Here is a 12,183-nt window from a genome sequence, read left to right as displayed (position 1 = left end):
ATCAACAGTCGTTGTACGCGTTCGTCCAGAGCACGCCCTCCGCGGGGTCGCCCGCGCTCTCGATGATCTCGACCTCGTGCATCACCGCCAGGGTGCTCTGCACGGCGGCGGCGTCGAAGCAGCCGTCCTCCGACAGCGCGGGTGCCAGTGCGTCGAGGGTCTGCTGCAGGATCGGGAGGTCGCCCGCCGACATCCGGTCGACGATCTTCGCGGCCGCGGCGTGCGGGTCGGCGAGCACCTGCTCCATGGCCGCGTTCAGCGCGCGGCCGAACGCGCGGGCCGCCTCGGGGTTCGCCTCGGCCCACTCCCGGTTGGCGGCGAACCCGGTGTAGGCGAAGTCGGCGAACCGCGGCACGTCGCCGGAGGGTCCGTCGATCAGCACCGTTCCGAACCCCTCGGCCTGCGCCACGTACGGCGTGGGCGGGGAGAGCTGGTAGGCGTCGATCTGGCGGGTCTCCAGGGCCGCGAGCAGCGACGCGCCGTCGCCCATCGCGATGATCTCGGCGTCGCGCTCCGGGTCGAGGCCCGCTTCGCGCAGGTAGTAGCGCATGTACTTGTCGCTCGCCGCCCCGGGCGATGTGACGCCGAGCCGCAGCCCTTTCAGCGCCGCGTAGCGCGCCTCGATCGGCGACTCCCGGCTCACGCCCCGCTCGCGTGCCAGGTCCGGGTTCATCACCAGGGTGAACGTCACCCGCCGCACCAGGTTGTGCACCATCAGGAGGCTGTCCTCGCCCTCGGCGGCGAGGGTGGCCAGGTCGTCGAAGCCGAGGTCGGCGTACTGCGAGCTGCCGGAGATGGCGGCCGGCACGCCGTCGGCCCCGCTCTGCAGCTCGACGATCGTGACGTCGAGGCCCTCCCGTTCGAAGATCCCGTCCTTCTCGGCGATGTAGAGCGGGGCGAGGAAGGCGCTGGGCAGCGACGACACCGTGATCGCGGTGCGCGCGCCCTCCCCAGCGGTCCCGCCGCCCCCGCCGCACGCCGCGACCGTCAGCGCGAGCGCCAACGCGCCACCGATGACCGCGGAACGCCGTTGTCCTCGCATGATCACTCCCTCGGGTTTCAGCATCGACCCTCAGCGACCGTCCGCGGCCTGTGGCGGATCGATGTCGGGTTGCCAGCGCAGTGCGTGCCGCAACGGGCGCAGCAGCAGGTTCATCAGCAGCACGATCGCGGAGAGGCAGAGCACGCCCGCGAGCACGCCTGCGGTGGAGTAGCTCGCGGCGGCGGCGCGGGTGAGGTAGCCCAACCCGCGGTTGGACGAGATGAACTCGCCGGTGACCGCGCCGATCATCGCTGCAGGCAGGGTGATCCGCAGCGCGGCCAGCACGAACGGGAGGGCGCTCGGCAGCAGCACGGTGCGCAGCAGGTCCCGCCGCGACGCGCCCATGACGCGGGTGACGTCGAGCAGCCCGGTGGGCACCTGCTGGAAGCCCGTGACGGTGTTGATGAAGACGATGAAGAACACGAAGTACGCGGCGATGAGGACCTTCGGCGTCAGCCCGATCCCGAACCACAGGATGAACACCGGGCCCATCGCGACCGCCGGTACCGAGTACGCCACCAGGAAGTACGGCTCGGTGATCCGGTAGGCGGTGCGCAGCATGGCCAGCGGCCAGGCCACCAGGACCGCCGCCACCGCGCCGAGCACGTAGCCGAGGAACGCCGCGGTCACGGTGAAGCCGCCGTGGTAGACGAGCTCCCCGGACATCACCCACTCGACGAGGGTCTCGGCCACGTCGCCGGGCGAGCTGACGTAGAACGAGCGGACCAGCGTCCCGGAGGCGAGCTCCCAGCCGGCCAGCGCGACGACCACGATGCCGGCTCGCGCTGCCAGGAGGAACCGCCGCTCCGCGGTGCGGGTGGCGCGGTGCGCACGGCGGGTGGCCTCCAGAACGGCCTTCCCCGCCGACGTGGGCTCGTTCATCCGTGCACCTGCCCGCTGTGCCAGGGCGAGAGCCGGGCCTGCAGGAGCCGTAGCAGCCCGTTCGCCGCCATCACGACGGCCGCGATGATCACGATGCCGGCGAACACGGTGGCGATGTCGAACTCCCGAGACGCCCGGGCGACCAGGTAGCCCAGCCCCTGCGTCGACGCCACGAACTCCGAGAGCAGCGCCCCCTCGATCGCGCGGGTGACGGTGATCCGCACGCTTGCGACGATCGCCGGTGCCGCCGAGGGCAGCGTGACCTTCAGCAGCAGGTCCCGGCGGCTCGCGCCGAACACCCGGCACACCTGCAGGAGCCCCGGCCGCACCTCCCGGATGCCGGTGGCGGTGTTGACGAACACGACGAAGTAGACGAGCAGCGCCGCCATGACGATCTTCGGCGCCGTGCCGAGGCCGAACCACAGGATGAAGAGCGGGGCCAGGGCGATCTTCGGGATCGAGTAGAAGCCGATGAGGAACGGCTCGAACACCGCGTACCCGCGCCGGGTCTGCGCCAGCGCGAACGCGCTCGCCAGGCCCAGCACCGAGCCGATGACGAACCCGGTGGCCGCCTCGCCGATCGTGACCCCGACGTGGCGGAAGATCTCCCCTTCCGCCGCCAGCTCGCCGATCCGGCCCGCGATCGTGGCCGGATCGCTGACGTAGCGCGGGTTCACCAGGTGACCGAGCCCGAACTGCCAGAACAGCAGGATCGCCGCCCCGAACGCCGCGGTGCCGGTCCACAGGACCGCCCGCTCCGACCGCCTCCTGCGGCGGTCCGCGGCGGCGGTGCGCGCCAGCACCGCATCGGCCCGCCGGGTGCCGGGCGTGGCGGCCGCGACCGTCACGGGGCCTCGCCGCCGATCTCGGCTCCTCCGATTTCGGCGCGGATGTCCGCCCACAGCGCCTCGTGCAGCTCGGAGAACCCGGGGGTCTCGTGGATGCGGAACGGGTCGCGCGGGCGCGGGATGTCCACCGTGTACTCGCGCTTGATCGTTCCGGGGTTCGCGGTGAACACCAGGATCCGGTCCGACAGCGCGATCGCCTCGACCAGGTCGTGGGTGACGAACAGGACGGTGGGTCGCAGACGCTGCCACAGCTTGAGCAGCTCGGCCTGCAGGATCACCCGGGTCTGCGCGTCGAGGGGGCCGAACGGCTCGTCCATCAGCACGACGTCGCTGTCGTGGACGAGGGTGCGGATGATCCCGGCGCGCTTGCGCATGCCGCCGGACAGCTCGTGCGGGTAGTGCTCCTCGAACCCGGCGAGCCCGACGAGCTCGATGAACTCCCGGGCCCGAGCTCGGCGCTCGTCCCGCGGCACACCCCGCAGCTCCATGCCGAGCTCCACGTTGCCCGAGAGCGTGCGCCACGGCAGCAGGTTGTCCTCCTGCGTGATGTAGCCGACCTCGGTGTTGACCCCGCGTACGGGGCGCCCGTGATGGGTCACCACACCCTCCGACGGGCCGGACAGGCCCGCGACGAGGTTCAGGCAGGTCGACTTCCCGCACCCGGACGGCCCGACGAGGCTCACGAACGCCCCCGGCCGCACGTCGAACGCGACGTCCTGCAGGGCGAGCACCGGCTCGCTGCGCCGGCCGCGCGCGACGAAGGCCTTGTAGACGTGGTCGAACCCGACGGCCGCGGTCTTCACGGTCCCGGTGACCCTCTCCGCGGTGCTCACGCCGTCTCCCCGCCCGCAGCCGGTCGTTCGCCGTCCACCAGGGTGCTGACCGTGTCGCCGACCGAACGCTTGTGCCACAGCGCGAGCGCCGCGGCGCGCTTGGGATCACGCGCCCGCAGCGCGTCCATGATCCCCTCGTGCTCGGACTGCGAGGCGGCGAGCCGCTCGGGCACCATCCGGAAGACCCGCTGGAAGCCGGAGTGGCGCTGCCAGATGTCCATCGTCAGCTCGCGGAGCATCTCGTTGCCGCAGGCTCCGATGATCGTGGCGTGGAACTCGCGGTTGAGGTCGGAGAAGCCCGGGCCGTCCTGCGCCTCGACCGCGGCGCGCATCCGCGTCATCAGCTCGTCGAGGATGAGCAGCTCGGCGTCGGAGATGCGCTCGGCGGCCAGGCCGGTGGCGATGCTCTCGAGGTGGCCGCGGATGAAGTAGGTCTCCTCGATCTCACGCGCCGTGAGCGTGGTGACCCGCGCCCCCCGGTACGGGACCATCTCGACGAGCCCGTCGCGCTCGAGCATGCGCAACGCCTCGCGCACCGGGATGTCGCTGGTGTCGTACTCGTTCGCCAGTTGGCGGAGCACCAGGCGGGTGCCCGACAGGATCTCGTTGGACAGGATCCGCTCACGCAGTGCGCGGTAGATCGTCTGCGACTTCAGGTCGGACACGAACCACCCCCGTGTGGCCTCCGTCACTCCGACCATATCAGATATTCCTGCGCACGCTGTGTTTCTCCCCGGTCCGGTTCCGTAGCGCTTACCCTGAGCGGATGTCGGCGGAGCTGCTCGGGCGCGCGCCTGCGCTGGAACGCCATCGCGGGGTCCCGGTGCACGCCCAGATCGAGCGGTGGCTCATGGAGGAGATCACCGCGGGCGCGGTGTCGGCAGGCGATCGACTTCCCGGCGAGCGCGAGCTGGCCGCCGCGCTGCGGGTGAGCCGGATGACCCTGCGCCAGGCCCTCGACGGGCTCGCGCGCCGCGGCGTGCTCGTCCGCACGCCCGGACGCTCCGGCGGCGCGTTCGTCGCCGAGCCCCGGATCGACTGCGACCTCACCGGCGTCGCCGGCTTCACCGAGCAGATGCGGCGCGCCCACCGGAAGGCGGGCGCGGAGATCCTCGGCGCCCGCACCGTCGAGGCCGAGGGGCCGGTGGCGCAGGCGCTGCGGCTCGCCCCGGATGCCCCGGTCTACGAGCTGGTGCGCGTGCGCTCCGCCGACGGAGCCGCGCTCGCGTTGGAGCGCTCGTGGCTGCCCGCCGAGCGGCTCCCCGGCCTGCTCTCCCACCCGCTGACGGGCTCGATCTACGAGCTGCTCGCCGAGGAGTACGGCCTCGCTCCGCACACCGCGGTGGAGTACCTCGAACCCGTGAGCGCCGACCCGGCCGAGGCCGCCGCGCTCGGGGTGGTCCGCGGCACGCCGTTGATGGGGGTGGAACGCACGGCCCACTCGGTCGGCGGCCTGCCGGTCGAGTACGCCCGCGACCTCTACCGCGCCGACCGCGTGCGGCTGATGGTGCGCACCGAGGTCCACCGATAAACCGGTTGCCGCCCGCCCCGCGGGTGGTCTGTACTCCCCTCTCGGCCACGAGAGGAGTCCCACGATGCGAGCTGCGTTCATGTCCGCCCCCACCGCATCCGCATCGCTGAAGGACATGACGCTTGGCTCGCACGCTCAACCTCGGGATCGTCGCCCATGTCGACGCCGGTAAGACCAGCCTGACCGAACGCCTCCTGTTCGCCGCCGGTGTGATCGACGAGATCGGCAGCGTCGACGAGGGCACCACCCGCACCGACGCAGGCCACCTCGAGCGCTGGCGCGGCATCACGATCCGCTCCGCCGTGGTCTCGTTCCCGATCCGTTCCGGCCCCGACCCGGTCACCGTCAACCTCATCGACACCCCCGGCCACCCGGACTTCATCGCCGAGGTGGAGCGGGTGCTCGGCGTGCTCGACGGCGCCGTGCTCGTGCTGTCGGCCGTCGAGGGCGTGCAGGCGCAGACCCGCGTGCTCATGCGGACGCTGCAGCGACTGCGCATCCCGACACTGCTGTTCGTCAACAAGATCGACCGCATGGGCGCCGACGTCGACCGCGTGCTGGCCGGCGTCGCGCGGCGGCTCACGCCCGCCGCCGTCGCGATGACCGGCGTCCGCGACGGGGAGGTCCTCCCCCACGGCCCGGCCGACGCCGGCTTCACCGCGCGCCTCGCCGAGGTGCTGGCCGAGCACGACGACGCGCTGCTCGCCCAGTACGTCGACGGCGGTATCCCCTACGAGCGCCTTCGCCGCGAGCTCGTGGCTCAGGTCGCGCAGGCGCAGGTCCACCCGGTGTTCGCCGGGTCGGCGATCACGGGCGCAGGCGTCGACGCGCTCACGGCCGGCATCGCCGAGCTGCTGCCCGCCGCCGACGGCGACCCGGACGGGCCGTTGTCCGGCACCGTCTTCAAGATCGAGCGAGGTCCGGCGGGCGAGAAGGTGGCCTACGCGCGCCTGCACTCCGGAACCCTCCACGTGCGGGACCGGCTGGGAGACGGTGGCAGCAAGGTCACGGCGCTCGCCGCCGTCGAGGGCGGCGGGCCGGTGCGGCGGCAGGCGGTCTCCGCCGGGCAGATCGCCACGCTGCGTGGCCTGCCGGACATCCGCGTCGGCGACCCGGTCGGCGCTCCCCGGCCCGGCACCGCGGAACGCCACTTCGCGCCGCCGACGCTGGAGACCGTGGTCGTGCCGGCGACGCCGGCGGAGGGCGGCGCCCTGCACGCAGCGCTCGCACTGCTCGCCGAGCAGGACCCGCTGATCGACCTGCGCCGGGCCGGGCGGGAGATCGCGGTGTCGCTGTACGGCGAGGTGCAGAAGGAGGTCGTGCAGGCCACGCTGGCCGAGGAGTTCGGTCTCGAGGTCGGGTTCCGCGAGTCCACCACGATCTGCGTGGAACGGCTCGACGGGGCAGGCGCGGCCGTGGAGATCATGAAGGCCGAGCCGAACCCGTTCCTCGCCACCGTCGGGCTGCGGGTGGAGCCGGGACCGGCCGGTTCGGGTGTGGTGTTCCGGCTGGGGGTCGAGCTGGGGTCGATGCCGTACGCGTTCTTCGTGGCGGTCGAGGAGACCGTCCGCGAGACGCTGCGGCAGGGGCTGCACGGCTGGCAGGTGCTCGACTGCACCGTGACCATGACGCACTCCGGGTACGCCCCTCGGCAGAGCCACGCCCACGCCACGTTCGACAAGAGCATGTCGAGCACCGCGCGCGACTTCCGCCAACTGACGCCGCTGGTGCTGATGAGCGCCCTGCAGCAGGCCGGCACGACGGTGCACGAGCCGATGCACCGGTTCCACCTCGAGGTCCCGGCCGACACTTACGGCGCCGTGCTGCCGGTCCTGTCCCGGCTCCGCGCGGTCCCGCAGGCCCCCCTCCCGAACGGCACGGACCACCTCCTGGACGGCGTCGTCCCCGCCGCGTCGGTGCACCGGCTGGAGCAGCTCCTCCCCGCACTGTCCCGCGGGGAGGGCGTGCTGGAGAGCGAGTTCGACCACTACGAGCCCGTGACCGGTCCGGTGCCGAAGCGCCCGCGCACCGACGACGACCCGCTGCACCGCAAGGAATACCTGCTGCGGGTGGAGCGGAGGGTGCGCCCCCTTCCCTAGGATCACGCCGGACGGATCGACGAGGAGAGCCGGGGCAGCGCGATGGACCTGGGGATCGACCGCGCGCACGGCGCCCGGATCTACGACTACATCCTCGGCGGCAAGGACCACTACGCCATCGACCGGGCGGCGGGCGACGCCTCGCTGCGGCTCTGGCCGGCCCTGCGCGTGCACATGCTGGAGAACCGCAGCTTCATGCACCGGGCGGCGCGGTACCTGGCCGAGCAGGGCGTGCGCCAGTTCCTCGACGTCGGCACCGGCATCCCGACCTCACCCAACCTGCACGAGGTGGTGCAGGCGGTCGTCCCGGACGCCCGGGTGGTCTACGTCGACAACGACCCGGTCGTCCTGGCGCACGCCCGCGCGCGGATGGGCGGCACCCCCCAGGGCCGCACCGCCTACGTCCGCGCCGACATGCGCGAGCCCGACGCCCTCCTCGCCGACCCGCGGCTGCGCGACACGCTCGACCTCAACGAACCGGTCGGCCTCACCCTGATCGCGGTGCTGCACTTCATCACCGACGACGAGCTGGCCCGCGAGGTCGTCCGGAAGCTCGTCGACGCGCTGCCCCCTGGCAGCTACGTCGCCGCGTCCGTCGCCACCGACGACTTCGCGCCGGTCCCCCTCGCCGGGGTGCAACGGGTGTACGAGGCGTACGGCGAGTCGCTGCAGTGGCGCACGAAGGCCCAGGTCGAGGACCTCTTCGCCGGGCTCGACCTCGTCGAGCCCGGCATCGTCCAGATCCACAAGTGGCGGCCGGCCCCGGGCACCGGCCCGATCGTCGACGCGGACATCGCGATGTACGGGGCGATCGCGCGCAAGTGCTGACCGTGTCGCGAACCGGTGCCCGCGTCCTCGTCCCGCTCAGCCGCTGAGCGCGGGCAGCTCCAGCGCTCGCAGGCGCTCGGGGTCCGACAGGGCGTCGATCGCCACGATCCTGTCGTCGCGCACCGTGAAGGCCATGATCGAGAACGGCTCCCCGTCGCGCGCGACGAGCACGCCGGCCACCCCGTTGACCAGCACCGGGCGCACGTAGGGCGACAGCTTCCGGTAGGTCCACGCCCGGCCGGCCACCGCCGCGGCGCCCTGCACGAAGGCGCTGGCGCCTGGGCGCAGCGCGCCGCCGTCGGCACGCAGCACGACGTCGGGGGCGAGCAGCCCGAGCAACGCCTCGAAGTTGCCGGCGTGGGAGGCCGCGAAGAACGCGTCGACCACCTTGCGCTGGCGGCTGCGGTCCGGGTCCGGCTCGGGGGCGCCGGTGCGTACCCGGCGGCGCGCCCTGCTGGCGAGCTGGCGCGCCGCGGCGGGTGAACGCTCGACGATCGGCGCGATGTCCTCGAACGGCACCGCGAACATGTCGTGCAGCACGTACGCGAGCCGCTCCGCGGGCGGCAGCGTGTCCAGCACGACGAGCAGGGCGAGACCGACGGCGTCGGCCACCAGCGCCTCGTGCGCGGGGTCACCGCCGTCCGGCGAGGTCACCACGGGGTCGGGCACGTGCGGGGCGTCCAGGGGATCCTCGCGACGGGTGGCGCGGGATCGGAGCATGTTCAGGCAGATCCGGCCCACCACGGTGGTCAGCCAAGCGCGGAGGCTCTCGATCTCGGAAGCGTCCGCGCGGTCGAGGCGCAGCCAGGCGTCCTGCACCGCGTCGTCGGCCTCGCCCATCGACCCGAGCATGCGGTAGGCCACGGCGCGCAGGTGCGGGCGGTGCTCCTCGAAGCGCTCGGCCAACAGCGTCGGCTGGTCCACCTGTCACATCCCTCCGTCGCCACGGGTCTACCACGCAACGGACCACGTTGACGAAGGAGAGAGCGATGTACGAGAAGATCGCGGTGGCGGGGGCGACGGGGCGCACGGGGCGGCACGCCGTGGACATCCTGCGCGGGCGGGGCCACGACGTGGTCGCGATGTCGCGCTCGACCGGCGTCGACCTCGTGAGCGGAGCAGGCCTGGCCGAGGCCCTCGGGGGCGTGGGCTGCGTGATCGACCTCGCCAGCACGCCCTCGCCCGAGCTGCAGGCGGCTACCGACTACTTCACGGCCGCCACCCGCAACCTGCACGAGTTCGGCGAGCGGGCGGGCGTGCGCCGGCTGGTCGTGGCGTCGATCATCGGGAACGACCGCTTCACCGCCGGCTACAACATGGCGAAGCAGGTCCACGAGCAGGAGGCCCTCGCGGGCCCGGTCCCGGCCCGCGTCATGCGCGCGGCCCAGTTCCACGAGTTCGTCGAGCTGCTCGTCCGGTGGGGCACCCGGGGGGACGTGAGCCACGTGCAGAACATGCGGATGCAGCCGGTGTCGGCCCGCACGGTCGCCGAAGCGGCGATCGAACTCGCCTTCGCCCCCGACGGCGATGCCGGCGAGCCGTTCCCGGAGATCGCAGGCCCGCGCGAGGAACGCCTCGCCGACCTCGCCCGCACGCTCGTCGCCCGGCGCGGCCCGTCCCTGCGGATCGAGGAGGCGAGCGACCCGGACGATCCCGACCGCGAGCTGTTCGAGAACGGCGCCCTCCTCCCGTCCCCGCACGCGGTGCTGGCCGGCCCGACGTTCGAGGACTGGCTGGCGTCGCAGGCCGCCGACGCGCCGCAGCCGGTGTGACCTCCGGCGATCGGCCGCTGGTGTGAGCGCGCCGGGCGAGAGGGTGGGACCACGGCAAGTCGTCGGCTTCCCCGTTCGCCCGCACGCCGTCGGACCATGCCCCTACGATCGCCGGGTGCCCGATGCCCGGACCGCGGATCCCGTCGCCGACACCGTCGACGCAGCCCCGCTCGACGTCCTGCGCCGCGTGTTCGGCTACGAGTCGTTCCGCGGGCAGCAGGCCGAGATCATCGAGCACGTCTGCGGCGGCGGGGACGCGTTGGTCCTCATGCCGACGGGCGGGGGGAAGTCGCTGTGCTACCAGGTCCCCGCGCTGGTGCGCCCGGGCGTCGGGGTGGTGGTGTCGCCGCTGATCGCGCTGATGCAGGACCAGGTCGACGCGCTGCGGGCGCTGGGCGTGCGGGCCGGGTTCCTCAACTCCACGCAGACCTTCGAGGAGCGCCGCGACACCGAGCGGGCGTTCCTCACCGGCGAGCTCGACCTGCTCTACCTCGCCCCGGAGCGGCTGCGCGTGCCGTCCACGCTGAGCCTGCTCGACCGCGGCCGGATCGCGCTGTTCGCGATCGACGAGGCCCACTGCGTGGCGCAGTGGGGCCACGACTTCCGCCCCGACTACCTGGCGCTGTCCGAGCTGCACGAGCGGTGGCCCGATGTGCCGCGCATCGCACTCACGGCCACCGCCACCGAGGCCACCCACGCCGAGATCGCGCAGCGCCTCGACCTGCGCCCGAGCGAGCGGGCCCGGCACTTCGTCGCGAGCTTCGACCGGCCGAACATCCAGTACCGGATCGCGCCGAAGGACGACCCGCGCCGCCAGCTGCTCGACCTCATCCGCACCGAGCACCCCGGCGACGCGGGCATCGTCTACTGCCTCTCGCGCAACTCGGTGGAGCGCACCGCCGAGTTCCTGGTGGGCCAGGGCCTCACCGCGGTGCCGTACCACGCCGGGCTCGAATCGGGCACGCGCGCGGCGAACCAGGCCCGGTTCCTGCGCGAGGACGGCGTGATCGTCGTCGCCACGATCGCCTTCGGCATGGGCATCGACAAACCCGACGTGCGGTTCGTCGCCCACCTGGACCTCCCCAAGTCCGTCGAGGGCTACTACCAGGAGACCGGCCGGGCGGGCCGCGACGGGTTGCCGTCCACCGCGTGGCTCGCCTACGGGCTCGCCGACGTCGTGCAGCAGCGGAAGATGATCGAGGAGTCCGACGGCGACCGCGACCACCGGCGGCGCCTCGCCCAGCACCTCGACGCGATGCTCGCGCTCTGCGAGACCGTCGAGTGCCGCCGCACGCAGCTGCTCGCCTACTTCGGGCAGCGCGGCGCGCCCGCCTGCGGCAACTGCGACACCTGCCTGGTGCCGCCCGAGTCATGGGACGGCACGGTGGCGGCGCAGAAGGTGCTCTCCACGGTGTTCCGGCTCGATCGGGAGCGGCGGCAGAAGTTCGGCGCCGGGCAGATCGTCGACATCCTGCTGGGGCGGCGCACGGCGAAGGTCGAGCAGTTCGACCACCACACGCTCAGCGTGTTCGGCGTGGGCGCCGACCTCGGTGAGGCGGAGTGGCGCGCGGTGCTGCGCCAGCTCGTCGCCCGGGGCCTCCTCGCCGTGGAGCCGCGGCACCAGACGTTCGTGCTCACCGACGAGAGCCGCCCCGTGCTACGCGGCGAGCACCAGGTCATGCTGCGGCGCGACCCGCAGCGCCAGGCCCGCCGGTCGCGTCCGGCGAAGGCGGCACAGCCCGATCTCGCGCCCGAGGCCGCCCCGGTGTTCGAGCGGCTGCGCACGTGGCGCGGCGCCACGGCCAAGGAGCAGGGCGTCCCGGCCTACGTGATCTTCCACGACGCCACCCTGCGGGAGATCGCGTCACGGCGCCCCACGTCGCTCGCCGAGCTGGGTCGGGTCAGCGGCGTGGGTGAGACCAAGCTCGCCCGCTACGGCGAGCAGGTGCTCGCGGCGCTCTCGGACTGACGGCTCGTCAGCGCGGCCGCAGGCCCTCGAGGAGCCGGGCGAGCACGTCCGCGGTCGGACGTCCACCCGTGAACGCGGGCGGAACGTGCACGTCGAGCAAACCGCGGTCCTCGAGCTCGCCCACGAGCCCGCGCACCACGGCCACCGGCACGGTGAGCGCCGCACCGATCTCGACGAGTGACACCGGCCGCCTGGCGAGCTCGACGACCGCGCGGTGCTCGGGCTCCAGGCCGGAGGTCCGGCCGGCGCGCTCGGTGGCGGTCACGACCGATTCCAGGGGTAGGTCGGCATCACTCCCCCGGGGGTGTTCCTCGGTTGTGACGGCGAGGCGGCCGGCTCGGCGCGCCGGCCCATGGACGCGCGTTGCCATGTTGAAGAC

12 protein-coding genes are annotated in these 12,183 nt (G+C 73.0%); 5 read left to right on the top strand and 7 right to left on the bottom strand.

Going from position 1 to position 12,183, the window contains the following annotated elements:
* Nucleotide 1: 1 nt before the first annotated feature.
* The 5 genes from FB388_RS14090 to FB388_RS14070 are packed head-to-tail and all read right to left on the bottom strand — an operon-like array spanning nt 2 to nt 4,270.
* The gene (locus tag FB388_RS14090) at nt 2-1,042 is read right to left on the bottom strand and encodes an ABC transporter substrate-binding protein (RefSeq protein WP_170225604.1); all 1,041 of its coding nucleotides are present in this window, start codon (nt 1,040-1,042) and stop codon (nt 2-4) included.
* Between the two features lie 30 nt (nt 1,043-1,072).
* Nucleotides 1,073-1,924, bottom strand: coding sequence for an ABC transporter permease (locus FB388_RS14085; protein WP_142101065.1), 852 nt, complete (start codon nt 1,922-1,924; stop codon nt 1,073-1,075).
* A complete protein-coding gene (locus FB388_RS14080; protein WP_170225603.1) occupies nt 1,921-2,772 on the bottom strand; it encodes an ABC transporter permease in 852 nt (283 codons plus the stop codon). The genes FB388_RS14085 and FB388_RS14080 overlap by 4 nt, the downstream gene beginning before the upstream one ends.
* Nucleotides 2,769-3,605: an ABC transporter ATP-binding protein gene (locus FB388_RS14075; RefSeq protein ID WP_211361908.1), complete on the bottom strand. Its 837-nt coding sequence runs from the start codon at nt 3,603-3,605 to the stop codon at nt 2,769-2,771. The genes FB388_RS14080 and FB388_RS14075 overlap by 4 nt, the downstream gene beginning before the upstream one ends.
* Nucleotides 3,602-4,270: a GntR family transcriptional regulator gene (locus FB388_RS14070; protein ID WP_170225602.1), complete on the bottom strand. Its 669-nt coding sequence runs from the start codon at nt 4,268-4,270 to the stop codon at nt 3,602-3,604. Before FB388_RS14070 ends, FB388_RS14075 begins: the two co-directional genes overlap by 4 nt.
* Nucleotides 4,271-4,371: 101 nt before the next feature.
* On the opposite strand from FB388_RS14070, the gene FB388_RS14065 reads away from it, so the two are divergent.
* From FB388_RS14065 to FB388_RS14055, 3 genes are all read left to right on the top strand, one after another.
* Nucleotides 4,372-5,136 carry a GntR family transcriptional regulator gene (locus FB388_RS14065; RefSeq protein WP_142101062.1) on the top strand — a complete coding sequence of 255 codons (765 nt, stop codon included), beginning with the start codon at nt 4,372-4,374 and terminating at the stop codon, nt 5,134-5,136.
* A gap of 122 nt (nt 5,137-5,258) precedes the next feature.
* On the top strand, nt 5,259-7,235 hold the full coding sequence (locus FB388_RS14060) for an elongation factor G (RefSeq protein ID WP_142101060.1): 1,977 nt from the start codon (nt 5,259-5,261) through the stop codon (nt 7,233-7,235).
* A 42-nt stretch (nt 7,236-7,277) separates the two neighbouring features.
* The gene (locus tag FB388_RS14055; protein WP_142101057.1) at nt 7,278-8,063 is read left to right on the top strand and encodes an SAM-dependent methyltransferase; all 786 of its coding nucleotides are present in this window, start codon (nt 7,278-7,280) and stop codon (nt 8,061-8,063) included.
* 36 nt (nt 8,064-8,099) lie between these two features.
* Here the strand turns inward: FB388_RS14055 and sigJ are convergent, their stop codons facing one another.
* Nucleotides 8,100-8,987: an RNA polymerase sigma factor SigJ gene (gene sigJ / locus FB388_RS14050; RefSeq protein ID WP_142101055.1), complete on the bottom strand. Its 888-nt coding sequence runs from the start codon at nt 8,985-8,987 to the stop codon at nt 8,100-8,102.
* A gap of 65 nt (nt 8,988-9,052) precedes the next feature.
* Between sigJ and FB388_RS14045 the strand changes: the two genes are divergently transcribed.
* Both FB388_RS14045 and recQ read left to right on the top strand, forming a co-directional pair.
* Nucleotides 9,053-9,835: an SDR family oxidoreductase gene (locus FB388_RS14045; protein ID WP_142101053.1), complete on the top strand. Its 783-nt coding sequence runs from the start codon at nt 9,053-9,055 to the stop codon at nt 9,833-9,835.
* 115 nt (nt 9,836-9,950) lie between these two features.
* Entirely contained in the window at nt 9,951-11,804 is a 1,854-nt protein-coding gene (gene recQ, locus FB388_RS14040; protein WP_142101050.1) for a DNA helicase RecQ, read from the top strand.
* Nucleotides 11,805-11,811: 7 nt separating this feature from the next.
* Here the strand turns inward: recQ and FB388_RS14035 are convergent, their stop codons facing one another.
* Nucleotides 11,812-12,174: a DUF742 domain-containing protein gene (locus FB388_RS14035; protein ID WP_170225601.1), complete on the bottom strand. Its 363-nt coding sequence runs from the start codon at nt 12,172-12,174 to the stop codon at nt 11,812-11,814.
* Nucleotides 12,175-12,183 lie beyond the last annotated feature (9 nt).

It is taken from the genome of Pseudonocardia cypriaca (genome assembly GCF_006717045.1).
GTDB classification, from domain to species: Bacteria; Actinomycetota; Actinomycetes; order Mycobacteriales; family Pseudonocardiaceae; genus Pseudonocardia; species Pseudonocardia cypriaca.
This window is presented reverse-complemented; position numbering and strand designations above follow the sequence as displayed.